Here is a 26,150-nt window from a genome sequence, read left to right as displayed (position 1 = left end):
GGTGCGCTTGGTCGGTGCACGTTTTTTTTTGCCTGGAGAAAAGTGTTGCGCTGCCTATTCGGCTGCCAGCGCCTGCAATGCCCGGATCAGTTGCGCGATGTGCTCCAGGGGCGTGACCAGCCCCGGGGTGATGCGAATACAGGGCCCGAACGCGGCGCCGCTGCGGGCCACGGTGAACAACTGGTAATCCTCCAGCAGGCGCAGGACCATCCACTGCTGGTCTGCCTGACGGGTGAAGCGCAGCGCCGTGATGCCGCAGTACAGACGCGGGTCATCCGGAGTCAACACCTCGATGCCCGGTAAGCCCCGGACCGCGCTGACCCAGCTGTCACGCAGGTAATTCAAGCGTGCGCCCTTGACCGCTGAGCCGCCCATGGCGCGGTGTTCCTCAAACACCAGGGGCAGGGTCATCAGCGCCGGAATATTCGGGGTGCTGTAGGGCGTGCGCGAACGCACGTCCTGTTCTGTGAAATGGAACTCGCCCATGTCCGGGTCGATGTCCGCCAAGCGCTGCGGATGGATGTAGATAAACCCCAGGCTCAGAGGCGCTCCCAGCCATTTGTGCAGGTTAAAGCCGGCGAAGGCGATGCCCAGTTGTTCCAGGTCGAACTCGATCTGCCCAAGGGCGTGGGCGCCGTCGAGAATCACATCGACCCCGTGTTCCCGGGCCATTTGGGCGATGGCTTGCACGGGCATCACCAGGCCGCTGCGGTGGGTGACGTAGGTCAGGGCCATTAATTTCAGGCGTGGATGGGCCTTGAAGGCCTGGGTGTAGGCGTCAACAAGGCTGTCAAAACTGGCAGGGTGGGGCAGGGTGATTTCGATCACTTCCACGCCGCGATAGCGCGCCAGCCAGCGCACTGCGCTTTTCACCGTGTCGTATTCCAGGTCGCTGAGCAGCACCTGGTCCCCGGGTTGCAGGCGGTTGTAGTTGCGGATCAGGGATTGCAGGGCGTCGGAGGCGCAGCGGGTCAGCGCCACGGCGTTGTCCAACACCCCCATCAGCTCGGCCAGTTGGTGGCGGATCTGCTCGGCCTCGCCCTGTTCGAAGCGCTGGCGCACCAGCACCGAGTTGCTGCGGTTGACCCATTGAATATTGTGTTGGTAGCGCTCCAGCACCTGGCGGCTCATGCGCCCGAAGTAGCCGTTCTCCAGGTTGATCGGGCCGGGTTCCAGGTCGTAACCCCGGGCAATGCCTTGCTAATAGGTTTCATCGCGGGCGAGGGCAGCAGGGCTCGGTGGCATGGGAGGGCTCTGGGTCAGTGGCGGGGTTTGGGCTTGCCGTGTTTGGCCCGCAGCGGGTCCAGCAGGTCGGAGAGGCCGTTGTGATCGATTTCTTGCATCAGGGCCAGCAAACCGCCGAGTTCGCCCTTGGGGAAACCTTCGCGGGCGAACCAGTTGAGGTATGGCCCGGGCAAGTCGGCGAGGATGCGGCCTTTGTATTTGCCGAAGGGCATTTCACGGGTGATCAGGAGTTCAAGCTTTTCAGGGTTCATGGCACAACGTCGGGTGAGGGCAAACGTTTTGGAAAATACAGGCATTCTGCATGCAGGCCAAATGACAGATCATGCAAATAACGCGGATACAGATTTTTGCTTAAAATATAAGTTATTGATAAATAAGGAATAAATAATCGATTCCAGCCTGGCACGGCGGGTGCAATACCTATTGCAACTCTCCACCCTGAAAGGAATTGAAAAATGACTGACTTGAATAAAGAAGCGATTTCGGTCCTCAACGATCTGATCGAAACCAGCAAAGACGGCCAGGAAGGTTTCAAGACCTGCGCCGAAGACATCAAGCACCCTGAGCTCAAGGCGCTGTTCGTCAAACGTGCGGCAGACTGCGCCACAGCGGCCGCTGAACTGCAAACCGCCGTGCGCTCCATGGGCGGCGATCCGGAAACCACCACCAGCATCAGCGGCGACCTGCACCGTCGTTGGGTCGATCTGAAGTCCTTGGTGACCGGCAAGGATGAAGAAGCCGTGCTCAATGAAGCCGAGCGTGGCGAAGACCATGCCCTGAAGGCTTACAAAGACGCCCTGGAAAAAATCAACAAGCATAACCTGGTGGGTATTCGCGACTTGGTGGAGCGTCAGTTCCACGGTGTGCAGCGTAACCACGATCAGGTCAAAGCCCTGCGCAACCAGGCTCGTGCTCGCGCTTAAGCACTAAAAGCCTGTCAAAAACGCCAGCCAGTCTGGCGTTTTTTTGTGCCTGTCATTTAGCGCTGGACGGCAAATAGTTAGCTAGCTAATAATTAGTTCGTGCCGCCTCTCGGCGCGTTCCGACTATGGTTATTCTGTCCTTCCCAAGGTGCTCTTCGTGCGTATCACTTTGCAGGCGTTGCTTGCGCCCAACCTGGCTGCCGTGCAGTTTGCGATCAAGACCGTGCTCGGTGGTGGCGCGGCCTTGTGGCTGGCCTTGCGTTGGGGCCTGGAGCAGCCGGCCTGGGCCTTGATGACCTCGATCATCGTTGCCCAGCCGTTGTCGGGCATGGTCCTGCAAAAAGGCCTGGCCCGCTTATTGGGTACCTTGGTCGGCACCTTGATGTCGGTGCTGTTCATGGGGCTGTTCGCCCAGACCCCTTGGCTGTTCCTGTTGGCCCTGGCCCTTTGGCTGGGGCTGTGCACCGCCAGCTCCACGCTGTTGCGCAGTGCCTGGTCCTATTCCTTTGTGTTGGCCGGCTACACCGTGGCGATTATTGCGTTGCCGGCCATCAGTCACCCGCTGAATGTGTTCGATCAGGCGGTGGCCCGCTGCACGGAAATCTCCCTTGGAATCATTTGCGCCACGGCCAGCAGTGCCTTGCTTTGGCCGATGCATGTTGAGCGTCAGTTGTCCGCTCAGGCCCGCAGCGCCTGGCTCAGCGGTTTGCAGGCGGCACGGGCGACCTTGGCTGGTGATGCCCAGGCGCGCCAGGGCTTGCTGGAAATCCTCGGGCGTATTGTGGCCGTGGACGCCCAGCGTGAGCACGCCTGGTTCGAAGGGCGCCAGGGGCGTCAGCGGGCCCGGGGCATCAGTGGCCTGAGCCAGAAGTTGCTGATGCTGCTGCGCATCTCGCGTTCTGTGCGGCGCCAATGGAAGCAACTGGACGAGGCCCAGGCCGCTCAATTGCAGCCCTGGATGGACGAGGTGCAAGAGGCCCTGACCACCGCAGATCCAGCCACCCTGCAGTTGCTGCGCCTGCGCTTGCTGGATGCGTCCCATGAGCCGCAGATCAGCTCGGCGCAAAGTTACTGCCTGGCGCGTTTCGCCCTGTTGCTGGACACCGCCATGGCCGCCGGCAATGCCTTGCAGGCCGTGGAGCAGGGCTACTCGCCGGCAGAGCAACCGACAACCCTGGCGCCTCATCGGGACCTGTCCCTGGCGTTGGTGTTTGGTGCGCGCAGTGCCTTGGCCTTTCTGACTGTGGCGAGCTTCTGGATGGCCACCGCCTGGCCGGCCGCTTCGGGGGCGATGTTGCTCACGTGCGTGGTGTGCAGCCTGTTTGCCAGCCGGGAAAACGGGGCGCAGATCGGCATGAGCTTTATGCGCGGGATCTTCCTGGCGGTGCCGGTGGCGTTTGTCGTGGGGCAGATTCTATTGCCGCAGTGGAGCGGCTTTGCCCTGTTGGCCATGGCCTTGGGCGTGCCGCTGTTCTTTGGTGCCCTGGGCATGGCCAAGCCGCAGACCGGCGCCACGGCGACCTCGTTCTGCCTGCACTTTGTGGTGCTGATTTCGCCGCAGAACCACATGACGTTCGATGTCGCCAGTTTCTTCAATAACGCCCAGGCCATGGTGCTCGGGGTGGGCGCGGCGGTCCTGGCCTTCAACCTCTTGATCCTGCGGGACCCGGCCTGGCATGGGCGGCGCCTGCTGGCGGCGACCCTGCATGATCTGGTGCGCCTGACCCGCCGTAACCTGCGGGGCGCTGAAAGCTGGTTCGGTGGGCGCATGGCCGATCGGCTGCTGCAACTGGCGCGGCATTACCCGGAGCTGCCGGAGCAGGCCCGCAGTCGCTGGGACGACGGTTTGCTCGGGTTGGACATTGGCGATGAGTTACTGCACCTGCGCTTGAGCCTGGCGGTGGCCCAGGTGCCCCTCAGCGTTGAGCAACGGGCGTATTTCGAACACCTGGAACAGGTTCTTGAGCAAGGCCCGGCAGCCAATCGCGAGGATGACCTGCAACGGGCATCGGCCGACTTGCTCCAGGCCCTGGAGCAGTTGCCGCCCAGCGATGCGCTGAAGCTGGCCCTGGGCGCCGTGGTGCAATTGCAAAACAGCTGGCGCCGCTGGTGCCGGCAGCAGGAGGAAGGTCATGGGGTTGCGTGAGTGGTCGTTGGGCGGGGTGTTGCTCAGCCCGTTTCTGATTGATGTGTTACTGGCGTTGGTGCTGACCATGGGCCTGCGCCTGCTGTTGCGTGTCACGCCCCTGGGGCGCTGGATCTGGCACGAAGCGTTGTTCGATTGTGCGTTGTATGTCTGTGTTTTGACCGTGATCACCGTGGTGCTCGGTCCTTTATAAGGAGTGATTCATGCGCACACCTGTTCGTGTCGCCTTTACCCTGTGCCTGGTGGCTGTAGCGGTGTTTGCCGGCTTCCATCTGTGGCAGTACTACATGCTCACGCCCTGGACCCGGGATGCGCGAATTCGCGCTGACGTGGTGGTGGTCGCCCCGGATGTGTCCGGCTGGGTGCGTGAGCTCAAGGCCCGGGACAACCAGCAGGTCAAGGCCGGCGAGCTGTTGCTGAGCATTGACCGCGACCGTTTTGAAGCGGCGCTGGATAAAGCCCAGGCGGTGGTCCAGACCCGGCAGCAGCAACTCAGCCTGCGTGAGCATGAGGCCAGCCGTCGCGCCAGCCTGGGCCCACAGGCCATCAGTGCGGAGCTGCGTGAGAACGCCCAGATCAACGCCGGCATCGCCCGTGGGGAATTGCGCGAGGCCCAGGCCGAAGCCAAGGTCGCCGCACTCAACCTGGCTCGCAGCCAAGTGCATGCGCCCCGTAGCGGGCATATCACCAACCTGCGTCTGGCCGAAGGCAACTACGTGAACGCGGGCAGCCGGTGATGGCCTTGATCGATGATTCGACCTTCTACGTGCAGGCGTATTTCGAGGAGACCAAGCTGCCGCGGATCCGCGTCGGCGACCCGGTGAAGGTCTGGCTGATGAGTGCCGGCGAGGCCCTGGAAGGTCATGTGGAGAGCATCAGCCGCGGCATCACCGATCGCAACGCCACCCCGGACGGGCAGCTGCTGGCGGACGTCGAACCGACCTTCAACTGGGTGCGCCTGGCTCAGCGGATTCCGGTGCGGATCCAGCTCGACAAGGTACCGGAAGGGGTCAACCTGAGCGCCGGCATGACCGCCAGCGTGCAGGTCCAGGAAGGCGATCGCTGAGGAGCCGGAAAGCCGGCTCCGGCACGCTCAACCGATGCTGATGGCGGGCAAGGTCGGCAGGGTCACGGTCTGTTGTTTGCGTGGGGCGAGGATCTCGGCTTCGCCGTCCACCACCAGTTCGTCGCGCTGGTTGAAGACGCGGGTGGCGATGCGTACGCGGAATTTCGGCAGCTTTTCGAGGATTTCCAGGCGCACGGTCAAGGTGTCGCCGATCTTCACCGGTTTCTGGAAGCTCATTTGCTGGCCCAGGTAGATGGTGCCCGGCCCAGGCAGTTCGCAGGCCACGGCGGCACTGATCAGCGCGCCACTGAACATGCCGTGGGCGATGCGCTCCTTGAACATGCTGGCGGCGGCGAACTCGGGGTCCAGGTGCACGGGGTTGTGGTCGCCGGACATGGCGGCAAACAGCTGGATATCGCGTTCTTCCACGGTCTTGCTGTAGCTGGCGGTCTGGCCCACTTCGAGGGCTTCGTAAGGGGTGTTGGTAACCTGGGTCATCTCGCTGAAATCCTCTGTGTAATCACGGTAAAGTACTGATTATAAACGTTATTATTATTCTGATCGGGCGGGCCTGCGGTGCTCCAGCGCCTGTTCCAGCCAGGCCAGGATATCGGCCGTCACCGCCTCTCGATTGCTTTCATTGAACAGTTCGTGGCGCGCCTGAGGGTAGATATTCAATTGCAGGCACTGGCTGCCGGCCTGACGCAAGGCGTCGGCCAGATCCTTGAGACGCGTGCCATTGCTCACCGGATCACATTCACCGCCCATGATCAGTAACGGCAGGCCCGGGTCGATCTGTGCCAGGTTGGCCGGTTTACTGATTTGCTGCAGGCCGCCCAAGAGGTCGATCCACAACTGGTTGGTGCAGCGAAAGCCGCACAGCGGGTCATTGACGTACTTGTCCACTTCGTCCGGGTCGCGGCTCAGCCAGTCGAAGCGCGTGCGGTTGGGTTTGAAGGCTTTGTTGAAGGAGCCGAAGGACAGCCAGTCGATCAGTGCACTGCGCCCCTGTGGGCCCTGGCGCCGGCGTTCGAAGCGGGCGATCAGGCTGGCGGCGCGGTACAGCGCCACCGGCTGGAAGTTGGAGCCGCTGAGAATCGCCCCGAACAGGCTGGCGCTGTGGTGCAGCAGGTAGGCCTGGGCGATGTAGCTGCCCATGCTGTGGCCCAGCAGCACCATGGGAACCCCCGGGTGCTGCTGGCCGATGTGCTGGTTGAGGCTGGCCAGGTCGCCGACCACTTTGCTCCAGCCGCCCTGGTCCGCGTAGTGGCCAAGGACCCCTTGGGCAGCGCTCTGGCCATGGCCGCGCTGGTCCGCTGCGTACACGCCATAACCTTCGGCACAGAGCGCCGACGCCAGCCGTTGATAGCGACCGCTGTGCTCGGCCATGCCGTGGGACAGCAGGATCAAGGCCTTGAGCGGGCCCTCGGGCAACCACTGGTTGACGTAGAGGCGGCTGTGGTCGTTCAGGGTGAGCCAGAAAGTATCGTGGATCATGGCGGTTCCTTTACTCGCAGACGCTGCATTGTATAGCTCATCCCCACTGGGCCGTCCGATTCGCGAGCGGCTGGGAAGCGAGATTCACGGAATCTATGAAGCTGGCCCTTATATTTGCCTGAATCGCTATAGCTGCTAACGTCCGGAGAGCCCCGCCTCTGGCAGCGTTACAGAGGTGGCTCGGACCGCTCAGGTAAAGAGGACAAGAATAATGCAACCTGATTTCTGGAATGATAAGCGCCCGGCCGGCGTGCCCCACGATATTGACCTGGGGGCCTACAAGTCGGTGATCGAGGTGTTCGAACGTTCCTGCAAGAAATTCGCCGACCGCCCGGCCTTCAGCAATATGGGGGTGACCCTCACTTACGCCGAACTGGAACGCTACAGCGCGGCGTTCGCCGGCTACCTGCAAAACCACACTGACCTGGCTCCGGGCGATCGCATTGCGGTGCAGATGCCCAACGTCCTGCATTACCCGATCGCCGTGTTTGGCGCCCTGCGCGCCGGGCTGATCGTGGTCAACACCAACCCGCTGTACACCCCCCGGGAGATGCGCCACCAGTTCAAGGACTCCGGGGCGCGGGCCTTGGTGTACATGAACCTGTTCGGGCAGAAGGTCCAGGAAGTGCTGGCGGACACTGATATCCAGTACCTGATCGAAGCCAAGATGGGCGACCTGATGTCGGGCCCCAAGGGCTGGCTGGTCAATACCCTGGTGGACAAGGTCAAGAAGATGGTGCCGGCCTATCAACTGCCCCAGGCCATCGGCTTCAAGAGCGCCCTGCGCCTGGGCCGTGGCCAGAGCATCCAGCCGCTCCAGGCCGGCCTCGATGATATCGCCGTGCTGCAATACACCGGTGGCACCACTGGCCTGGCCAAGGGCGCGATGCTGACTCACGGCAACCTGGTGGCCAACATGCAACAGGCTCGGGCCTGCCTGGGGCAGTTGGGGCCGGACGGTCACCCGCTGTTGCGTGAAGGTCAGGAGGTGATGATCGCGCCGCTGCCGCTGTATCACATCTATGCCTTCACCGCGAACTGCATGTGCATGATGGTCACCGGCAACCACAACGTGCTGATCACCAACCCACGGGACATTGGCGGCTTTATCAAGGAACTGGGCAAATGGCAGTTCTCGGCCCTGCTCGGGCTCAACACCCTGTTCGTGGCGCTGATGGAGCATCCGCAGTTCAAGACCCTGGATTTCTCTCACCTCAAGCTCACCAACTCGGGCGGCACCGCGCTGGTCAAGGCCACCGCCGAGCGCTGGCAGAGCTTGACCGGTTGCCGCATCACTGAAGGCTACGGGTTGACCGAAACCTCGCCGGTGGCCTGCACCAACCCCTATGGCGACAAGTCGCGCCTGGGCACGGTGGGCATGCCGGTGCCGGGTACCACGTTGAAGGTGATCAATGATGAGGGCGTCGAGCAGCCTTTGGGCGAGCGCGGTGAACTGTGCATCAAGGGCCCGCAGATCATGAAGGGCTATTGGCAGAAAGCCGACGCCACGGCCGAGGTGCTGGATGCCGAAGGCTGGTTCAAGTCTGGGGATATCGGGGTGATCGATGAGGATGGTTTCGTGCGCATTGTCGACCGCAAGAAGGACATGATCATCGTCTCGGGTTTCAACGTGTACCCCAACGAGATCGAGGACGTGGTCATGGCGCACCCGAACGTCGCCAACTGCGCGGTCATCGGCGTGCCGGACGAGCGTTCCGGAGAGGCAGTGAAGTTGTTTGTGGTGGCCCGTGAGGCGGGGGTCAGCCTGGAAGAGCTCAAGGCTTACTGCAAAGAGAACTTCACCGGTTACAAAGTACCGAAGCACATTGTGTTGCGAGACTCGCTGCCGATGACGCCAGTGGGCAAGATTCTGCGTCGCGAGTTGCGCGATATCGCCTGATCAAACTGCCGCTGTTTGACCGCGGGCCAGCCCGTTCCAGCAGGGATACTGCAGGGACGGCCTGGCCCGCAATGCATTCAATCGGGCGCAAAGCCGCGAGCCAGAGCGGGTCCTTTAAATAACCATGATTCGCTCTTAAAGTGACTGAGTGGTTTTATATAGTCATAAAAGTAACTGTTGGGGCCATATTTGGCTCTAGTCGGCCTTTGGCAAAGCTGCTACTCTCGGCGCGCTTTGTGACGTCTCGGCCTGAATAAGCGCCAGATTCACCTCTAAAAAACACAGACAAATAATAATCGCATCAAATGCGGCGATGAGTTCGCGTTGCTGAGGAGTGGGCTTCCATGATCGAAGACTTTTGGAAGGATAAGTACCCAGCTGGAATTGCTGCCGATATCAATCCAGATGAGTATCCGAATATTCAGGCGGTATTGAAGCAGTCCTGCCAACGTTTCGCTAATAAGCCGGCCTTTAGCAACCTCGGTAAGACCCTCACTTACGGTGAGTTGTACGAACTGTCTGGGGCCTTTGCCGCTTACTTGCAACAGCACACGGACTTGCAGCCTGGCGATCGTATTGCGGTGCAACTGCCCAACGTCCTGCAATACCCCGTCGCTGTCTTCGGTGCCATCCGCGCCGGCCTGATCGTGGTCAACACCAACCCGCTGTACACCGCGCGGGAGATGGAACACCAATTCAATGACTCCGGGGCCAAGGCCCTGGTCTGCCTGGCCAACATGGCCCACCTGGCCGAGGCGTGGTGCCCAAGACCGGCGTCAAGCATGTGATCGTCACCGAAGTGGCGGACTTGCTGCCGCCGCTCAAGCGCCTGCTGATCAACAGCGTGATCAAGTACGTGAAGAAAATGGTGCCGGCCTACCACCTGCCCCAGGCGATTCGCTTCAACGATGCTTTGAGCAAGGGCCAGGGCCAGCCGGTCAAGGAAGCCAACCCGGCCAGCGGCGATGTTGCCGTGCTGCAATACACCGGCGGCACCACGGGCGTGGCCAAGGGCGCGATGCTGACGCACCGCAACCTGGTGGCCAACATGTTGCAGTGCAAGGCTCTGATGGGGGCCAACCTCAATGAAGGGTGTGAAATCCTCATCACCCCGCTGCCGCTGTACCACATCTATGCCTTCACCTTTCATTGCATGGCGATGATGTTGATCGGCAACCACAACATCCTGATCAGCAACCCGCGTGACCTGCCGGCGATGGTCAAGGAACTGTCGAAGTGGAAGTTCAGCGGTTTTGTCGGCCTCAACACCCTGTTTGTGGCCCTGTGCAACAGCGAAGCGTTCCGCAAGCTGGACTTCTCCGCCTTGAAAGTCACCCTGTCCGGCGGCATGGCCCTGCAACTGGCGGCCGCCGAGCGTTGGAAAGCCGTGACCGGCTGCCCGATCTGCGAAGGCTACGGCATGACCGAAACCAGCCCGGTGGCCACGGTCAACCCGATCCAGAACATCCAGGTCGGCACCATCGGCATTCCCGTGCCTTCGACCTTGTGCCGGGTGATCAACGACGCCGGTGAAGAGCAGGCACTGGGTGAGATCGGCGAGCTGTGCGTCAAGGGCCCACAAGTGATGAAGGGCTACTGGCAGCGCCAGGACGCGACCGACGAAGTGCTCAGCGAAGGCTGGTTGAAAACCGGTGATATCGCGCTGATCCAGCCTGATGGCTATATCCGTATCGTCGACCGCAAGAAGGACATGATTCTGGTCTCCGGCTTCAACGTCTATCCCAACGAGCTGGAAGATGTGCTGGCGGCGTTGCCGGGTGTGCTGCAGTGCGCCGCCATCGGTGTACCGGACGAAAAGTCCGGCGAGACCATCAAGATCTTCATCGTGGTCAAGCCGGGCGCGACCCTGACCAAGGAAGAAGTGATGGCGCACATGCGCGCCAATGTCACCGGCTACAAAGTGCCCAAGGCCGTTGAGTTCCGTGATGCGTTACCGACCACCAACGTCGGCAAGATCCTGCGGCGCGAGCTGCGAGACGAAGAGCTGAAGAAGCTTGGGCTGAAGAAGTAACGTCGCCCTCCAACAAAAAGCCCCGCTCATGCGGGGGCTTTTTGTTGGGCGCTGGGGTCGTGGCCCCTGCAGTCTTACTGTTGGAACTGGGCGAAGTTGACGCCGGTGCCGGCCGGGCGGACGTCAGTGAGGAACGAGTCCTTGTCGGCGCTCAGTTCCAGGCTCAGGGCCGCCTTGCGTTTGCCTTCATTGCGCACCACCAAGCCTTCGAGTTTTTCCCGCAGGAACAGGGTCGGCACCTTCAGGTGCAGCAACTGGTCGCTGCTTGGGGTGTGCAGCAGCAGGTGAACCCATTCGTACTGACCGATGGCCAGGCGGGTGACTGGCAGGTCGAACCACCAGATGTTGCGGTTGCGGTTCAACTCCGCGAAGTGGCAGTTGTTGAGCCCCAGCACCGCACCGCCCAGCTCCAGGTTTCTGCGGGCAATGGCCGCCTTTTTATCGAGTTTCATAACATTCCTACGGGATTGGCTCTTCAGTACACGGCCTGAATACGTTGCGCATTCTCAAGGGTTGGCCGGCAAACATAAAGCCCAACCTGTCGTGGGCGACGAAATCGCCGGCTGAAAATAATTGAAACTCTGCGCAACGCCCCAGGGTCAGTTTTTAGGTAACGCATTGAACCCATGATTGTTCACCGGAGAAACACCATGAGCAGCGCATCGGATAAAGCAAAAGGTTTGGCCAACGAAGCGATCGGTAACATCAAGCAAGGTGTCGGCAAAGCCACTGACAACACCAAGCTGCAAACCGAAGGCAAGATCCAGGAAAAGAAAGGTGAGGCCCAGCAAACCCTTGGCAAAGCCAAGGACGCGGTCAAGAAAACCGTCGACAAGGCTTGATCGTGTCGAGGGTGTGAATGCAGCACGACGCCATCCTCGGATGGCCGTTTGCATTCAGGTGCGGCACTAAAACAGCCGAAATGGTTCAAAGTCGCCAACTGGGCTAATTTGATGTAGAAAACGGCCTCTGAGTCGCCCCCTGACCACGACCTATTGCGGCGAAAGGAGACGCTATGATTTTTCCGGATTTGAAAGGGTTACCCCTGCATCGCGTGCTGTTGCGCACGATCAAGGAGTTTGTCGACGACGAGATGTCCACCTACGCCTCGGCGCTGGCGTACCAGATGCTGTTCTCGTTGTTCCCCTTCATCCTGTTTCTGATTGCCCTGATCGGTTTCCTCCATCTGCCGGATTTCTTTACCTGGCTGCGTCTGCAGTCGGAGTTGGTGTTGCCGCCCCAGGCCCTGGAGCAGGTCAACCCGGTGATCGACCAATTGCAGCAGTCCAAGGGCGGCCTGTTGTCGGTGGGTATCGTGATTGCCTTGTGGACCGCCTCGGCGGGTGTGCGCCTGATGATGAGCGCAATGAACGCCGCTTACGACGTGGTCGAGGCGCGGCCGATCTGGAAGCGTTTCCCGCTGTCGATTTTCTACACCATTGGCATCGCCGGGATGTTGCTGGTCGCCGCCGGGCTGATGGTCCTGGGGCCGCAGGTGATGGCCTGGCTGGCAGGGCAGGTCGGGCTGGAAGACTTTATCGTGACGCTCTGGACCGTCCTGCGCTGGCCGCTGATCGTGCTCTTGCTGATGATCGCGGTGGCCTTGATGTATTACGTGATGCCCGATGTGAAGCAGGAATTCCGCTTTATCACCCCGGGTTCGGTGCTGGCGGTGGTGGTGTGGATCATCGCGTCCCTGGGTTTTGGTTATTACGTAAAAACCTTCTCTGACTACAACGCCATGTATGGCAGTATCGGCGCGATCATCGTGCTGTTGCTGTACTTCTACATTTCCGCGGCGGTGCTGCTGCTGGGCGCGGAGATGAACGCGGTGATCGAACACATGTCGGCCGAGGGCAAGAATCCTGGTGAAAAGGACCCCGCCGAGCATGAAACCAAACACCACGTATCGGGACTGGGCCGAGACCACTCGCTCAAGCCGACCACTGACGAAGCCTGAACATGATCCGTGAAATCCTCAAGATGGGTGACGAGCGCCTGTTGCGTATCGCACCACCGGTGCCGCCCGAGATGTTCGACAGCCCGGAGCTGTGGCAACTGATCGACGATATGTTCCAGACCATGGAAAGCGTCGGCGGGGTGGGCCTGGCGGCACCGCAGATCGGCGTCGACCTGCAGTTGGTGATTTTCGGTTTCGAGCACAGCGAGCGTTACCCGGACGCCGAAGCGGTGCCCCAGACTATTCTGATCAACCCCTTGATCACGCCCCTAAGCCCGATCCTGGAAGAAGGCTGGGAAGGCTGTCTCTCGGTGCCGGGGCTGCGGGGGGCGGTGCAGCGTTATGAACACATCCGCTACGAGGGGTTTGATCCCAAGGGCGAGCCCGTGGTGCGAATAGCCTCGGGGTTTCATGCCCGGGTGGTGCAGCACGAGTGCGATCACCTGATCGGCCGCCTCTACCCGTCGCGCATCAGCGACTTCAGCAAGTTCGGCTTTACCGAAGTGCTGTTCCCCGACCTGGACCCTGCTGCCGACGATTGAGCCGGCGACGCGCTCAAGCCCCGGGCTTGATAAAGCGCAGGGTCATGCGATCCGACTCCCCGATGGCCTGGAACCTGGCCTTGTCCTGTTCCCCGAGCTTGAACGCCGGGGGCAGGGTCCAGACACCGTCGGGGTAGTCCTTGGTGTCTTTGGAGTTGGCATTGATCTCGCTTTGCCCGTCGAGGACAAAGCCTGCGTCGGTGGCCAGTTTCACCACGTACGCGGTGGTCAGGTAGCCGCTGTGCTTGATGTCTTCCAGGGACGCACCGTCCTTGGCCCGGTGATCCACCACACCCAACACGCCTCCTGGCTTGAGTACCTTGAAGAACGCCTGGAACAGGTTGGGCGCGGTGTCGGCCAGCACCCAGTTGTGCACATTGCGAAAGGTCAGGACTCGATCGGCCGAGCCGGGCGGGCCGAGCACCGGGGCCTTGGGATCGAATTCGACGAACGCGGCCTGGCCGTAGCGGGCTGGGTCGGCGGCGAACTTCTGGCGCAGGCCATCGGCGGATTTTTTGTAATAGTCACCGCTGGCCGGCGCTTGCACAGCGGCAATGTACTGCCCTTGCCGCTTGAGCAGCGGCGCCAGCAACTCGCTGTACCAACCGCTGCCCGGGGTGATTTCGATCAGCCGCTGGTTAGCCTGCAGGCCGAAAAACTCCAGGGTCTGTTGGGGGTGGCGATAGACGTCCCGGTCGCTGTTGCCGGGGGCGCGCCAGGAACCGGCGAGGACTTTGGCGTATTCCTGGCGGGTCAGGGCCGGGGCAGATTCGCTGGCTAGAGACACATTGCTCAGCATAAGGGCACCGATGGACAGCGCCAGAAGCATGGGTTTCATGGATCATCCTGATAAGTCACGAAGTGCCGGCGAGGCTAGCACGGGCCTAGCGTGGGCCGATCAGCCAATATCTTTGGTGCTCCTAACCAACGGATCTATACCCATGGCCACCAGGCTTTTACTGCGGCTGTAGCGGGCCAGTCGGTCGGCCAGGGCCTGGGGTAAACAGGGGGAGGTGGAAAACCCCATACGTTGATACAGCGCTTGCAAGTCCGGGTGGCAGAACAGCCACACCGGTCCTTCGAGCGGGCCGAGGGCCTGTGCCACCAGTCGCTCGGCAAGTCGCCGGCCACGGTGTTGCGGGGCGACGAACAGGCCGGTCAGCCAATGCCCTTGGGCGACGGCTGTCAGGCTCATGCCGGCCAGCAGTTCATCGCGCCTGGCCACCCACAGTTGCCCCTCGCCGGAAGCGCGCATGGGTGAGCCGTGCTGGCGGTAGAACTTGTTCAGCAGTGGGCGCTCAAGGTCGGTCAGCCGGGCGATGTTCAGGTGAGGCATGGTCGTTCCGGGTTGGGCAGCGGGGGCGGCGGATTATAAAGGAACCCCCGGGTGCCATAGGTGGTATACCTGACGTCTATCCCGCATCAGTGGAGTGAGCATCATGTCCAAAGGTATGAATTCCAAGAAAGCCGCGAAAAAGAAACCGGCCAAGACCGCCGATGAAAAGCGCGCCGACAAGAAAGCCAAGAAAGTCGAAGTGAATGTCTTCGGTCATTGATCGCTCCCTCCGAAGCCCGCTTGGCGGGCTTCCTCTTTTCTCTCCCCGAATCAAATCAGCTCAGCTCCAGGACCAAGGCCTCCTGCACTGAGCGCCGTTCACCAATCCGCACCTGAAAGCGCTCCAGTCCGGGCCATTGCTGCAAGTCGATGGCAAAGCCCTCGGTCCAGCGCAGCACGCTGAACAGATAGGCATCCGCCACTCCGAAACTTCCCCCTAGCAGGTAGTCCTGGCGCACCAGGGTCTGGTCAAGCAAGGCGAAGCGCTTGAACAGCCGTTCGCGGAACAGGGCTTTGACGGCGTCATCAATCGCCGTGCTGAACAGCCAGGCCATGCCCCCATGCACTTCGCTGCTGATGAAGTTCAGCATCTCTTGCAGACGCACCCGCTCCCAACTGCCATTGGCCGGGGCCAGGCCAGCCTTGGGCTGCAGGTCCGCCAGGTATTGCAGGATCGCCGGGCCCTCGGTCAGCACCTGGCCGTTGTCCAGTTCCAGGGCGGCGACGTAACCCTTGGGGTTGATGGCTAGGAAGTCACGGCCATCGGCGGTGAGTTTGCTGCGGTTATCGACGCGCACGGGATCAAAGGCCAACCCCAGTTCGCGCAGCACGATATGGGGCGCCAGCGAGCAGGCTTGGGGGGCGTAATACAGCTTCATGGGCAAGGTTCCTGATAAGGGTGCGCGCCAGTGTCCGGGCGGCCATTGTCCTGGGTAAAATTAATCTTTCAGAAAACTGCCATAAGGACAGCTACTGGCATGATGAACCTGATGCATTGGCGGCTGCTGGTGGCGATCGCCGACAGCGGCAATATCACCCGCGCCGCCGAGCGGGTCGGCATGACCCAGTCCGGGGCCAGCCAGGCTTTGGCGCTGCTGGAAGACATGCTGGAGGTGCAGCTGTTCAGCCGGGAAAACCGGCAAACCCTGCCCACCGCCATCGGCCTGCAGGTGATTGAGCAGGCCCGGTTGATGCTCGGCGCGCTGGAGAACATTCGCAGTCGTGTGGAAAACAGTCGGGAGATCCAGCGTGGCACCTTGCGCCTGGCCAGTTTTCCCATGGTCCTGGCGGCGTTTCTGCCGCCGTTGTTGCGGCGTTTCAAGCAGCTTTATCCGGGCATTCAAGTGGTGGCCCTGGAGGTCAGCGACGACGAAGTGGAAGCCTTGCTCAGCGCTCAACTGGTGGACCTGGGCGTGGTCCTCAACCCCGCGCCGGTGCGTAACGCCGGGCTGTTGGGGCGCGACACCTGGGTCGCGGTGTTGCCCCTGGGTCATCCCTTGGCCCGGCGGGCCGGTGACGGCGCGGTGCCCTTGGCGGAGTTGGTGGCCCAGCCGTTTGTGCTGGCCACGGGCGGCTGTTCGGTGAATGCCCGCAGCCTGGCGGCAGACGCCGGCTTGTGCTTGGCGGATGTGCGGGTTGAAGTGCGTGAGTGGAGCAGTGCCTTCACCTTGGTACGGGAGCAGGTGGGCGTCAGCTTGGTCCCCGAGATGACCTTGCCGGACAGTCGCCAGGGCCTGCGCATCCTGCCCCTGGCCGAGCCGCTGCATCGTGAGTTCGGGCTGGTGGCGGCCCCAGGCCGTGAGGCCTCACCGGCGGTGCGGGCGCTGCTGGAGATGTTGGCGCAAGCCTGAGTCAGTTCGCGTTGGCACAGGCCAGTGGACCTCGGCGGTGCGAGTCTTGCTGAGGGTTTAAATAATGGCTGATTAATGGCCTTGCATAGCAACCATGGCTGGCTATGCTCATTTGTGTCCGTTTATGTAGCCGATTATTTGAACAGTAAAACAAGGTCAGCTAGTTGCTGCTTGCTGTTCAAGAGGGTTATCCAAAACCGTTAAGGACAGGTTGAACATCTCTGAAGAGTTCGCCATTCAAGGCGCCGTGATGATGAGGGAGTTGTTGCTTAAATGGACTTACTTGCCCCAGTTAGGTTGAACCGGCTAACGGTTCGTCAAGAAAAGGATGGCTTGATAAGAGCGTTGCATTATGGACTCTCCCATTAATCATCATTTATCACCTGACACTTTCTCCTTATTGGAGAGAGGCGCTTGCCATGTTTCATGGAACGTTGTGTGGATCAGTTGAAAGACTCGGAACTTCCGTCAATCAAAAGACAGCGTTGAAGGTGATACAACCATGTTCAATCTACATCACAAGGCTGACCTGCTTGAGATCGAGCGATTTACCTGTGCCCTGACCGAGGCCAATGCCAAGTTACTGGCCATCAGCCGTTCCATGGCACTGATCGAATTCTCGCCCGATGGCATCGTGCTGGATGCCAATGACAACTTCTGTAAGACCATGGGGTATTCCGTCGAGGAGTTGCGTGGCAAGCACCACCGGATTTTCTGCGAAGAGGCGTTTTACCGCAGTGAGGCCTACAGCACCCTGTGGCGTGATCTGGCCCGTGGCGAACCCCTCAACGGTACCTTTCTGCGTTTGGGCAAGAGCGGCCAGGAGATCTGGCTCGAAGCCAGCTACATGCCGGTGCTCGGCCCCGATCGTCAGGTCCGGAGTGTGATCAAGGTGGCCGCGGATGTGTCTGAGCGCATCCATATCGAACATGAAAACCAAAGCCTGTTGAATGCCATTGGCCGTTCCATGGCAGTGATCGAATTCACGCCCGAAGGCAAGGTCATCAGCGCCAATGACAACTTCCTCAAGACCATGGGCTACGCCCTCAATGAAATCGTTGGCCAGCACCACAGCATGTTCTGCCACCGCGCCGAAGCGGAGTCCGCGGAATACCGAGCGTTCTGGGCCTCCCTCAATCGTGGCGAATACCACTCCCACCGCTTCGAGCGAGAAAACAAATACGGCCAGACGGTGTTCCTCGAGGCCTCCTACAACCCCCTGTTCGATGCCAAGGGGCGCTTGTACAAGGTGGTCAAGTTCGCCAGCGATATCACCCAGCAGATGACCACCTTGCAGAGCGCCGCCGAGTCCGCCCACAGTACCTCGGTGCAGAACGATGCCTGCGCCCAGAAGGGCTCGCAGGTGGTGCAGCAGACGGTGCAGATCATCGAGCAAATCTCCCGCGACCTGAACGAGGCGGCGGTCAGCATTGATGCGGTGAGCAAGCAGTCGGACATCATTGGCAGCATTGTCCAGACCATCCGCAGCATCGCTGACCAGACCAATCTGTTGGCCCTTAACGCCGCCATCGAGGCGCCCGGGCCGGTGAGCAAGGTCGCGGGTTTGCCGTGGTGGCCGATGAGGTGCGCAGCCTGGCGGCGCGTACCAGCCAGGCGACCCTGGAGATTGTCGATGTGGTGCGCCGGAACCACGACCTGTCCCTGAGTGCGGTGACCAGCATGCAGTCGAGCCTGAGCCGCACCGGGCTGGGGGTGGAGTTGGCCAATGAGGCGGGGGAGGTGATCCTGGAGATTCAGCAGGGCTCACGGCACGTGGTGGAAGCCATCGCCCAGTTCAACTCCACCCTGCAGTTGCAATAATTCGGCTGCATCAGTTTGGCCCATAAAAAAGGGTTCCCAGTGGGAACCCTTTTTGTCCTGCGCCCGCTATTACAGCGAAGCGAGGAACTTGTCTTCAAGCTGGGCGCCGGTACTGCTGGTGCCGTTATCCTTGTCGGCTTGCGCCAGCTTCATCTTGTCTTCCATGCGCTCGGCAATCTGCTTGCCGATGGCCAGTTGCTGCTCTGGCGACATGGATTGCAGGCTTTCCTCGGTAATCCCCAATTCCTTGAGGATCTGGTCGCGCATCCGCTGTTCAGGGGACTTGCTCATGTACTCCTTGAACTCGGCGGTGGCGGAGGCATCCGTGGCCGTGGTGGCTTCTGGCGTGCTGGTGGCCGGCGGCGTGGCTTGCAGCAACACGCGAGTCTTGGCGAACGCCGCTTCGACGTTATCGTCCACGGTGCTGCTGGCCTTTTGCACGGCCTGGGACGCTTGAAACGTCGCCGCATTCTGTACGTTTTGCATCAAGCCGCTGTAGATAGCGCTGGCGGCTGCGGTAGTCGGGTCCATATCGGAGCGCTGGCTTTTCTGCACCGTGGAGGACGTTTGGGCGTTGACCAACATGATTGGGCACCTGTCTGTGAGAGCTGTGCCGGAATAGTCAGCAAGTTCTGTGCCGTTATGTGGCGGCCTTTAATATCAATGACTTGGCTCAAGAGCCCTGCAAGTGCCTGCCTGCAAGCGGAGAGGTTTTGCCGCTTTCAGGCAAGCGCTATGGGGGGCAGGGGCTCAAGGAATGCCGTTGCACCCATGCAGAACAAAGCCTGGGCGTTCGCTGAGGCGCTGGTAGTAGGCGGCAACGGCCGGGTAATCCGGGCGCTCCATGGGCGTCATCTGCCAACGATGCACCGACAGCCCGAGCACGATGTCGGCCAGGGTCAGTTCCTCGCCGAGCACGAAGGCGCCGCTGCGGCTCAACTGCTGTTCCAGGATCGCCATCTTGCTGTTCCAGCCCTGAAGGCCGGCGGCAATGCGTTGGGGGTCCTGAAACTCCGGGTTTTGCCGCACCAGAGCGACAAAGGCGTAGCTCCAGGACGGATTGAGCTCCGTGGCCTGCCAATCCATCCACTGTTCCACCAGGGCCCTGGCCCGTGGTGCTTGCGGCAACAGGCGCTGGCCCGGGGTCTTGTTGGCCAGGTAGCGGCAGATGCTGTTGGATTCCCACAGCACGCCGGCTTCGTCAATCAGCACCGGCACCTGGGCATTGGGGTTGAGTTCGAGAAAGGCCGCGGCCTGGGTGGACTGGAAACCGCTGCCCCAGTCTTCGCGTTGGTAGGCAAGCCCCAGTTCCTCACAGGTCCACAGAACTTTCCTGACGTTGATCGATGACGCTTTACCGAGAACCTTGAGATGTTCCATGACGCATCCTTGGCGGTATTGGAGGGCCTGGAGAATCTAACAGCGTGGTTGCGCTTCGGCGATGGGGGTTTTGCCCACTTTCTTCAGGCCGGGTCCGGCAGTGCCGAAGCCGGAAGGCCGAAGACCCGGTCGAACAGCCAATTGAAGGCGAAGGTGTAGCAGGGGATGAACAGGATCAGTGCCAGGTCGAGGAGAAAGGCTTGCAGCAGGCTGATTTCCATCCACCAGGCAATCAGCGGAATCAGGAACACGATCAGCGTCAACTGGAAGCCCACGGCATGGGCGATGCGCCGCTTGACCGTGCGGGTGCGCGAGACCTGGCGGCTTTCCCAGCGCTCGAACAAGGTGGTGTAGATGAAGTTCCAGGTCACCGCGATGCTGGTGATGGCCACGGCCAAGGGGCCGGTGCTGCTGGGGGAGGTGCCCGAAAGCAGGGCCAGGCCCAGGGCCGAGAAGGTCATGCCGAAGACCTCGAACAACGATACGTACACCAGTTTGCGCTTTACGCCTTGCATGCCTGCTTCCTCTTTGCGAATACGGCTGGCCAGTTCGATTAGCATCGAGACTGGCGCGGGGCGCAGAAGATAGCTTCACTTCGGCTGACAGAAAAAGTCGGTAGCTTTCAGTTTTGCTGATAAGTTGTTCCCATGAATTTTTCCAGTGACAGCATTCAGTTATTCCTTGCCGTGCTTGAGCGCGGCTCCTTTTCCGCCGCCGCCCGCTCCTTGGGCAAGGTGCCTTCGGCGGTGAGCATGGGTATCGCCAACCTGGAGGCGGAATTGGGCTATGCGCTGTTCGATCGCAGCCATCGCGAGCCGGTGCCCACGGCGCTGGCGCTGGCCCTGGCGCCCCATGCGCGGTTGATCGCCGACCAACTCAAGCAGCTTCAAGTGCATGCCATCGAGCTGTCCCTGGGGCTGGAAAGCAAGCTGTCGATCGCTGTGGTGGATGACATCGACAAACAACGGGTACTGGCGGCCATCAAGTTGATTGCCGAGCGTTATCCGTTGCTCGACGTGGAGGTGCTCAGCGCCCCCCAGGATGATGTGCTGCAACTGCTGCACAGTGGTCGGGTCAGCGTGGCCGTGGCCTTTGCCGGCCTGAGCGTGAATGCCTTGGAGTACTTCCAGTACATCGGCAGCGAGCGGGTGATTGCCTGCCTCTCGCCCCGGCATCCGGTGTTTCTGGCCAGCGATGGTTCGCTGTTCCTGGAGGAGTTGATCCGGGTTCGCCAGGTGGTGGTGGCCAGCCGCGACCTGCCCATCAGCGATACCCGGCCCCTGGTGGGCGAGTCGCTGTGGCGCACCGACAGCCTGGCCATGGCGGTGCACATGGTGGAAGCGGGGATTGGCTGGGGCAATTTCCCCTTGTCGGTGATCCAGCCGTGGCTGGACGCCGGGCGCCTGCAACGGCTGCACTTCAAGAACATCGAGAACGGCCTGCAGTTGCCGGTGCATGCGGTGTGGCTGAAGAACCAGCCGTTGCAGAAGGGCGCCTTGGCGTTGGTGCAGTTACTCAGTGGCGAGGACCCGGCACTGGGTGCGCCACCCGCGTTATAGGGCTTAGGCCAGGGCCTGCTTGCGTAACCAGAGCAGTAGTTGCCCGGCTGCCGAGTCATTGCTGATCGCTTGGGGCGACAGCAGGTAGTAGGCACTGCCGTCAGCGACGAAATCGAAAGGCGCGCACAACAGCCCGCTGGCCAGATCGTCCCGCACCAGTTGCCAGGGCGCGATGGCCAGCCCCAATCCCGCCACCGCAGCTTGCAGGCTGAAGTAGAAGTGTTCGAAAACCTGTTCCTGTTGCACCGGGCTGCAAGGTCGTTGTTGGATCTGGAACCACTGCTCCCAGGCCTGCCGGCGCGTGGCGCTGTGCAGGCGCGGTGCCTGGCTGGCCAATTGTCGCTGGCCCTGTTCCAGCGGCGCCCATTGAGCCTGCTGCTGCGGTCGGCACACCGGGCCTATGGCTTCGTCGAACAGCCAATGCGCCTGGGTGTCGCTGCTCCAGGCAAAGTCGTTGCGGCGGATCGCCAGGTCGATCCCGGCATTGAACGAGAAGGGCCCGCCGCCCGCCACCAGTTGGATCGACAGCCCTGGGTGGCAGGCATGGAAATCCGCCATGCGCGGGATCAGCCAGCGCATCAGCAGGGTGGGTTCGCAGGACAGCACCAGCGGCGCCTCGGGGCTGGGTGCCCGCAGGCGGCTGGCGGTGCTTTCGATCAGGTCCAGGGCCTGGGTCACGCTGTGCAGCAAGTCGGCACCGGCCGGGGTCAGAAATACCCGGTGACTGCGGCGTTCGAACAGAGCGGTGCCCAGGTCTTCCTCCAACGCGCGCACGGCGCGGCTGATGGCGCCGTGGGTCAGGTGCAGGGCGGCGCCGGCCTGGGTAAAGCTTTCCAGGCGCGCCGCCGCTTCGAAGCAGCGCAAGGCACTGAGGGGCGGCAGGCGTCGTCGCAATATCTGTGAGTTTTTATCACCAAGAGTGTCAGTTTTCATCGTTGGCTGTCCCCATGCCGATCCCCATACAGTAGCGCCTGATTCTATAACCAAGGCGCATGCAACGTGACCGAACTGTTAGCCGTAATCACCATCACCGTCCTCGCGGTACTCAGCCCCGGGGCCGATTTTGCCCTGGTCACGCGCAACAGCCTGATGCTTTCGCGCCGCCATGGGGTGCTCACAGCCCTGGGGATCGGGCTCGGAGTCATGGTGCATATCGGCTACAGCCTGTTGGGTGTGGGTGTGCTGCTGCAGCAATCGCTGCTGTGGTTCACCGGGCTGAAGATCGCCGGGGCCATGTACCTGATCTACCTGGGGGTCAAGCTGTTGCGCTGTCCGGCGCAAGGCGGGGCGGAGGTGGCGAAGGCCGCGACCGAGATGTCGTCCTGGGCGGCCTTGCGCAGCGGCGTCCTGACCAACGCGCTGAATCCCAAGACCATGATTTTTGTCCTCAGCCTGTTTATGCAGGTGATCGAGCCAGGCACGGCATGGCCGGTGCAGGTTGGCTATGGGGCGATCATCGTCTTGGCCCACGTGCTGTGGTTCGGCTTGGTGGCGCTGTTTTTTTCGACACCGGCGATCGCCAGCCAGTTGGTGGCGTACAAGCGCCGTATCGATCAGTTGTTCGGGGCCGCTCTGGTGGGTTTTGGGTTGTTGCTCAGTGCCTTGAGCCTGAAGCCCTGAGGCGGCTCAGGTGCTCTCCCGCACCTTCAGCTCAAAGCCCATGTCTACCACTGGCTCGGCCACGGCATTGCCGGCCATCAGGGTCAGCATCTGTTCCGCGGCGCGGCGGCCAATGGCTTCGCGCGGGGTGCTGATGCTGCTCAGGCGCGGCACCATGTGGGCCGAGGAGGGCAGGTCGTTGAAGCCCAGCACCGCCACCTGTTCGGGGATCTTGATACCGCTGCGCATGGCTTCCAGCAGGGCGCCGTGTGCCAGGTCGTCGTTGCCGAAGAAGATCGCGTCGACCAGGGGCTGGCTGTGCAGCAATTGCAGGAACAGCTCGCCGCCCAGGCCCACGGACGACGGGCGTGGGGTCAGCACTTCGAGGTCGGGGTTGTAGAGCCCCGCCTGTTGCAGGGTTCGGCGGAAGCCTTCGCCACGCAGCAGGGTGCGCTGGTCCAGTTGGGCGCCGATGTAGGCCAGGTGCTTGCGCCCGCGGGAGATCAGGTGCCGGGCGGCGGTTTCGCCGGCGCTCAGTTGGGAGAAACCGACGCAGTTCAGGCCCGCGCCGGCGTCCAGTTCCATCATGTACACGCAGGGGATGTTGCTGGTCTCGATCATCCGCCGGGCGCTTTCGGTGCGATCGAAACCGGTCAGCAGCAAACCCCGCGGCTGATAGGCCATGTAGTTGCGCAGCAGGTTTTCTTCTTCATCACGGGAATAGTGATAGTTGCCGATCAGCACTTCGAAGCCCTTGGGACGCAGCACCTGATGGATGGCTTCCAGGGTTTCGATAAACAGCAGGTTGGACAGCGACGGCACCAGCACCACCACCGATTGGCTCTGGGCCGAGGCCAGGGCGCGGGCCGCGGGGTTGACCACGTAGTTGAGCTCGCGGGCGGCCTGCTGGACCTTTTCCACCAGTTCGGTGGCCACGCTGCTGATACCGCGCAGGGCTCGGGACGCGGTGATCGGACTCACGCCTGCCAGGCGCGCCACCTCATTGAGGGTGGGGCGGCCAGTGGTGCGCGTGTTTTTATCGTTTTTGTGGGTGGTCATCAGACGGCTTGCCAAACAAAATTCAAGTCACTAAGGTAGCGCTGTCTCAAAACAGCTGCAATGCGTGAGCGCGGTCTGCCTGATCTGCGCTCTTTGGTTTCGGGGCCTATATACGCGGCAACCCACAAAAATGACAAGAAGGCGTCGGCAGAAACTATTTTTGCACTAGGCTTTCACAGAGCGAAGGTAGCGCTGTCTGCGCGCTGAGGTGTTACATGAGTCAATCCATCACGGCCCTGGTCATCATGGGCGTTGCCGGTTGCGGCAAGTCCAGCGTCAGCGAAGCCCTGTGCCAGCGCAGCGGCGCCACTGCCATTGAAGGCGATACGTTCCACCCTGCCGCCAATATCGCCAAGATGAGTGCCGGTATTCCCTTGAACGACGACGACCGCGCCGGCTGGCTCGACAGCCTGTGCGATGAACTGCGTCGCGCCCTGGCCGCCGGCCAGCGTCCGGTGTTGACCTGTTCGGCGCTCAAGCACCAGTACCGCGAGCGCTTGCGCAGCGCCACGCCGGGCCTGGGCTTTGTCTTCCTCGAATTGACCCCTGAAGTGGCGGCTGACCGCGTGGCCCACAGGCCCGGGCATTTCATGCCGTCGACCTTGATCGACAGTCAATTCGCGACCCTTGAATCCCCCGTTGGCGAACCGCGCACCCTGGCCCTGGATGCCAGCACCCTGAGCGTCGCCAGCCTGGCTGAGCGGGCCCATGCCTGGTGGCTGGAACACGGCCTGGAACCATCACGTTAAGTGCTGGTTCGAAAAGGTAGCGCTATCCCAATCGGCTCACGTTTTTAACGCTTTAATAAAAACAACAAACCGGAGGCAAACCCCATGTTTGGCATGTCCCAAGAGACCTATCTGCTGGTGGATGCAGTGGTCACCATCATCGGGCTGATCGTGCTGATCACCCGTTTCAAGCTGCACCCCTTTATTGCCCTGACCATCGCCGCGGGTTTCCTCGGCCTGACGTCGGGCATGCCGGTGGACAAGATCATCAAGGCGTTCCAGGACGGCTTTGGCGGCGTGCTCGGTTTTGTCGGCATCATCCTGGCCCTGGGCACCATGCTCGGGAAAATGATGGCCGAGTCGGGCGGGGCGGATCAGATTGCCCAGACCCTGATCCGTGCCTTCGGCAAGGAGCGGGTGCAGTGGGCAATGATGTTCGCCGCCTTCCTGGTGGGCATTCCGCTGTTCTTCGAAATCGGCTTTGTCCTGCTGATCCCGCTGGTGTTCATCGTTGCACGGCGTACCGGCGTGTCGCTGATCAAGATCGGTATCCCGTTGCTCGCCGGCCTGTCGGCGGTTCACGGCCTGGTGCCTCCGCACCCGGGTCCGTTGCTGGCCATCGGCGTGTTTGGTGCCGATATCGGCAAGACCATTCTGTACGGTCTGATTGTGGCGTTGCCGACGGCGATCATTGCCGGTCCGATCTACGGCACCTTCATCTCCAAGTACATCCCGGGCAACCCGTCCCAGGAGCTGGTCGACCAGTTGGCGCGTGAAAATACCTCGCAGAACCTGCCGAGCTTCAGCGTGACCTTGCTGACGGTGTTGCTGCCGGTGTTCCTGATGCTGCTCAAGACGTTCGCCGACGTGGCGCTGCCGGACGGGCATTTCTTCCGCATCTGGATGGACATGATCGGCCACCCGATCAGTGCCTTGCTGCTGGCTTTGCTGCTGTCGCTCTACACCTTCGGCTACAAGCAGGGCATCGGCTCCAAGCAGATTCTCGGCTTGCTCGACGCCAGCCTGGCGCCGACGGCGGCGATCATCCTGATCATCGGTGCTGGCGGTGGCTTCAAGCAGATGCTGGTGACCAGCGGCGTGGGTGACGTGATCGGTCATATGGCGGTCAACGCGCAAATTTCGCCGATCCTCCTGGCGTGGCTGGTGGCGGCGGTGATTCGCATCGCCACCGGTTCGGCCACCGTGGCGACCATCACGGGCGCGGGCATCGTGGTGCCGGTGGTGGGGATGATCCCCGGGGTCAACCGTGAGCTGCTGGTGCTGGCCACCGGCGCCGGCTCGTTGATCTTGTCCCACGTCAACGACGCCGGGTTCTGGCTGGTGAAGCAGTACTTCAACATGACCGTGGCCGAGACCTTCAAGACCTGGACAGCGATGGAAACCATCCTGTCGGTGGTGGGCCTGATCTTTATCCTGCTGTTGTCGTTGGTGGTTTAAACGGCTTCGCCGGCAAGCCGGCTCCTACAAAGTGGGGGCCAGTTGGTGA

25 protein-coding genes and 4 pseudogenes are annotated in these 26,150 nt (G+C 61.4%); 16 read left to right on the top strand and 13 right to left on the bottom strand.

Annotated features, from left to right (window positions below):
• Positions 1 to 54: 54 nt before the first annotated feature.
• Both M1B35_RS08820 and M1B35_RS08815 read right to left on the bottom strand, forming a co-directional pair.
• A complete protein-coding gene (locus M1B35_RS08820) occupies positions 55 to 1,194 on the bottom strand; it encodes an aminotransferase class V-fold PLP-dependent enzyme (RefSeq protein ID WP_268261744.1) in 1,140 nt (379 codons plus the stop codon).
• 65 nt (positions 1,195 to 1,259) lie between these two features.
• Positions 1,260 to 1,496 (bottom strand): DUF3820 family protein, encoded by a 237-nt coding sequence (locus M1B35_RS08815; protein ID WP_123328543.1) that lies wholly within the window; start codon positions 1,494 to 1,496, stop codon positions 1,260 to 1,262.
• Positions 1,497 to 1,700: 204 nt separating this feature from the next.
• On the opposite strand from M1B35_RS08815, the gene M1B35_RS08810 reads away from it, so the two are divergent.
• The 4 genes and pseudogenes from M1B35_RS08810 to M1B35_RS08795 all read left to right on the top strand — a co-directional run bounded on the left by M1B35_RS08810 (position 1,701) and on the right by M1B35_RS08795 (position 5,380).
• Positions 1,701 to 2,168 (top strand): ferritin-like domain-containing protein, encoded by a 468-nt coding sequence (locus tag M1B35_RS08810; RefSeq protein ID WP_123328542.1) that lies wholly within the window; start codon positions 1,701 to 1,703, stop codon positions 2,166 to 2,168.
• A 157-nt stretch (positions 2,169 to 2,325) separates the two neighbouring features.
• The gene (locus M1B35_RS08805) at positions 2,326 to 4,314 is read left to right on the top strand and encodes an FUSC family protein (protein ID WP_268261712.1); all 1,989 of its coding nucleotides are present in this window, start codon (positions 2,326 to 2,328) and stop codon (positions 4,312 to 4,314) included.
• Positions 4,301 to 4,507 (top strand): DUF1656 domain-containing protein, encoded by a 207-nt coding sequence (locus M1B35_RS08800; RefSeq protein ID WP_123328540.1) that lies wholly within the window; start codon positions 4,301 to 4,303, stop codon positions 4,505 to 4,507. Before M1B35_RS08805 ends, M1B35_RS08800 begins: the two co-directional genes overlap by 14 nt.
• A 10-nt stretch (positions 4,508 to 4,517) precedes the next feature.
• A pseudogene (locus M1B35_RS08795) lies at positions 4,518 to 5,380 on the top strand (efflux RND transporter periplasmic adaptor subunit).
• A gap of 27 nt (positions 5,381 to 5,407) precedes the next feature.
• Here M1B35_RS08795 and M1B35_RS08790 read toward each other — a convergent pair.
• Together M1B35_RS08790 and M1B35_RS08785 are read right to left on the bottom strand one after the other, a co-directional pair.
• The gene (locus M1B35_RS08790) at positions 5,408 to 5,878 is read right to left on the bottom strand and encodes a MaoC family dehydratase (protein WP_093425453.1); all 471 of its coding nucleotides are present in this window, start codon (positions 5,876 to 5,878) and stop codon (positions 5,408 to 5,410) included.
• Positions 5,879 to 5,932: 54 nt separating this feature from the next.
• Complete coding sequence (locus tag M1B35_RS08785) at positions 5,933 to 6,877, bottom strand: alpha/beta hydrolase (RefSeq protein WP_268261711.1); 945 nt, start codon at positions 6,875 to 6,877, stop codon at positions 5,933 to 5,935.
• 211 nt (positions 6,878 to 7,088) lie between these two features.
• Between M1B35_RS08785 and fadD2 the strand changes: the two genes are divergently transcribed.
• Positions 7,089 to 8,777 (top strand): long-chain-fatty-acid--CoA ligase FadD2, encoded by a 1,689-nt coding sequence (fadD2, locus tag M1B35_RS08780; RefSeq protein WP_268261710.1) that lies wholly within the window; start codon positions 7,089 to 7,091, stop codon positions 8,775 to 8,777.
• Between the two features lie 344 nt (positions 8,778 to 9,121).
• Positions 9,122 to 10,809 (top strand): annotated as a pseudogene (gene fadD1, locus M1B35_RS08775) (long-chain-fatty-acid--CoA ligase FadD1).
• A 74-nt stretch (positions 10,810 to 10,883) separates the two neighbouring features.
• Here the strand turns inward: fadD1 and M1B35_RS08770 are convergent.
• Complete coding sequence (locus M1B35_RS08770; protein ID WP_123328535.1) at positions 10,884 to 11,261, bottom strand: hypothetical protein; 378 nt, start codon at positions 11,259 to 11,261, stop codon at positions 10,884 to 10,886.
• Between the two features lie 198 nt (positions 11,262 to 11,459).
• Here M1B35_RS08770 and M1B35_RS08765 point away from each other — a divergent pair, with 198 nt between their 5' ends.
• The 3 genes from M1B35_RS08765 to def all read left to right on the top strand — a co-directional run bounded on the left by M1B35_RS08765 (position 11,460) and on the right by def (position 13,311).
• Complete coding sequence (locus tag M1B35_RS08765; protein ID WP_123328534.1) at positions 11,460 to 11,651, top strand: CsbD family protein; 192 nt, start codon at positions 11,460 to 11,462, stop codon at positions 11,649 to 11,651.
• Between the two features lie 173 nt (positions 11,652 to 11,824).
• The gene (locus M1B35_RS08760) at positions 11,825 to 12,769 is read left to right on the top strand and encodes a YihY/virulence factor BrkB family protein (RefSeq protein WP_123328533.1); all 945 of its coding nucleotides are present in this window, start codon (positions 11,825 to 11,827) and stop codon (positions 12,767 to 12,769) included.
• A 2-nt stretch (positions 12,770 to 12,771) separates the two neighbouring features.
• The gene (gene def, locus M1B35_RS08755; RefSeq protein WP_123328532.1) at positions 12,772 to 13,311 is read left to right on the top strand and encodes a peptide deformylase; all 540 of its coding nucleotides are present in this window, start codon (positions 12,772 to 12,774) and stop codon (positions 13,309 to 13,311) included.
• A gap of 13 nt (positions 13,312 to 13,324) precedes the next feature.
• Here def and M1B35_RS08750 read toward each other — a convergent pair whose 3' ends face one another.
• The 3 genes from M1B35_RS08750 to gstA all read right to left on the bottom strand — a co-directional run bounded on the left by M1B35_RS08750 (position 13,325) and on the right by gstA (position 15,525).
• Positions 13,325 to 14,149: a class I SAM-dependent methyltransferase gene (locus M1B35_RS08750; RefSeq protein WP_268261709.1), complete on the bottom strand. Its 825-nt coding sequence runs from the start codon at positions 14,147 to 14,149 to the stop codon at positions 13,325 to 13,327.
• Between the two features lie 60 nt (positions 14,150 to 14,209).
• Entirely contained in the window at positions 14,210 to 14,647 is a 438-nt protein-coding gene (locus tag M1B35_RS08745) for a GNAT family N-acetyltransferase (protein WP_123328530.1), read from the bottom strand.
• Between the two features lie 275 nt (positions 14,648 to 14,922).
• Complete coding sequence (gene gstA / locus M1B35_RS08740; RefSeq protein ID WP_123328529.1) at positions 14,923 to 15,525, bottom strand: glutathione transferase GstA; 603 nt, start codon at positions 15,523 to 15,525, stop codon at positions 14,923 to 14,925.
• Positions 15,526 to 15,624: 99 nt separating this feature from the next.
• On the opposite strand from gstA, the gene M1B35_RS08735 reads away from it, so the two are divergent.
• The 3 genes and pseudogenes from M1B35_RS08735 (at position 15,625) to M1B35_RS32175 (ending at position 18,318) form a co-directional block, all read left to right on the top strand.
• A complete protein-coding gene (locus M1B35_RS08735) occupies positions 15,625 to 16,497 on the top strand; it encodes a LysR family transcriptional regulator (RefSeq protein ID WP_123328528.1) in 873 nt (290 codons plus the stop codon).
• Positions 16,498 to 16,999: 502 nt separating this feature from the next.
• Positions 17,000 to 17,725 (top strand): annotated as a pseudogene (locus M1B35_RS32180) (PAS domain-containing protein); the annotation flags it as partial.
• 54 nt (positions 17,726 to 17,779) lie between these two features.
• Positions 17,780 to 18,318, top strand: a pseudogene (locus tag M1B35_RS32175) (methyl-accepting chemotaxis protein).
• Between the two features lie 69 nt (positions 18,319 to 18,387).
• Here the strand turns inward: M1B35_RS32175 and M1B35_RS08725 are convergent.
• The 3 genes from M1B35_RS08725 to M1B35_RS08715 all read right to left on the bottom strand — a co-directional run bounded on the left by M1B35_RS08725 (position 18,388) and on the right by M1B35_RS08715 (position 20,213).
• Positions 18,388 to 18,903 carry a hypothetical protein gene (locus M1B35_RS08725; RefSeq protein WP_123328526.1) on the bottom strand — a complete coding sequence of 172 codons (516 nt, stop codon included), beginning with the start codon at positions 18,901 to 18,903 and terminating at the stop codon, positions 18,388 to 18,390.
• A gap of 165 nt (positions 18,904 to 19,068) precedes the next feature.
• Positions 19,069 to 19,698 (bottom strand): glutathione S-transferase family protein, encoded by a 630-nt coding sequence (locus M1B35_RS08720; RefSeq protein WP_123328525.1) that lies wholly within the window; start codon positions 19,696 to 19,698, stop codon positions 19,069 to 19,071.
• 83 nt (positions 19,699 to 19,781) lie between these two features.
• Positions 19,782 to 20,213 (bottom strand): PACE efflux transporter, encoded by a 432-nt coding sequence (locus M1B35_RS08715; RefSeq protein WP_123328811.1) that lies wholly within the window; start codon positions 20,211 to 20,213, stop codon positions 19,782 to 19,784.
• 132 nt (positions 20,214 to 20,345) lie between these two features.
• Between M1B35_RS08715 and M1B35_RS08710 the strand changes: the two genes are divergently transcribed.
• Positions 20,346 to 21,257, top strand: coding sequence for a LysR family transcriptional regulator (locus M1B35_RS08710; protein ID WP_123328524.1), 912 nt, complete (start codon positions 20,346 to 20,348; stop codon positions 21,255 to 21,257).
• 3 nt (positions 21,258 to 21,260) lie between these two features.
• Here the strand turns inward: M1B35_RS08710 and M1B35_RS08705 are convergent, their stop codons facing one another.
• Positions 21,261 to 22,190: a LysR family transcriptional regulator gene (locus tag M1B35_RS08705; RefSeq protein WP_268261708.1), complete on the bottom strand. Its 930-nt coding sequence runs from the start codon at positions 22,188 to 22,190 to the stop codon at positions 21,261 to 21,263.
• Positions 22,191 to 22,256: 66 nt separating this feature from the next.
• Between M1B35_RS08705 and M1B35_RS08700 the strand changes: the two genes are divergently transcribed.
• Positions 22,257 to 22,877, top strand: coding sequence for a LysE family transporter (locus M1B35_RS08700; protein ID WP_268261707.1), 621 nt, complete (start codon positions 22,257 to 22,259; stop codon positions 22,875 to 22,877).
• A 6-nt stretch (positions 22,878 to 22,883) separates the two neighbouring features.
• Here M1B35_RS08700 and gntR read toward each other — a convergent pair whose 3' ends face one another.
• Positions 22,884 to 23,915, bottom strand: a complete 1,032-nt coding sequence (gene gntR / locus M1B35_RS08695) for an HTH-type transcriptional regulator GntR (protein ID WP_268261706.1) — start codon at positions 23,913 to 23,915, stop codon at positions 22,884 to 22,886.
• 215 nt (positions 23,916 to 24,130) lie between these two features.
• Here gntR and M1B35_RS08690 point away from each other — a divergent pair, with 215 nt between their 5' ends.
• Complete coding sequence (locus M1B35_RS08690; protein WP_123328520.1) at positions 24,131 to 24,664, top strand: gluconokinase; 534 nt, start codon at positions 24,131 to 24,133, stop codon at positions 24,662 to 24,664.
• An 84-nt stretch (positions 24,665 to 24,748) separates the two neighbouring features.
• Complete coding sequence (locus M1B35_RS08685) at positions 24,749 to 26,101, top strand: GntP family permease (protein ID WP_123328519.1); 1,353 nt, start codon at positions 24,749 to 24,751, stop codon at positions 26,099 to 26,101.
• Positions 26,102 to 26,150 lie beyond the last annotated feature (49 nt).

The organism is Pseudomonas morbosilactucae (genome assembly GCF_023241665.1).
GTDB lineage: Bacteria > Pseudomonadota > Gammaproteobacteria > Pseudomonadales > Pseudomonadaceae > Aquipseudomonas > Aquipseudomonas morbosilactucae.
Note: the sequence above shows the minus strand (reverse complement) of the source record. Positions and strands in the feature narration are given on the sequence as shown.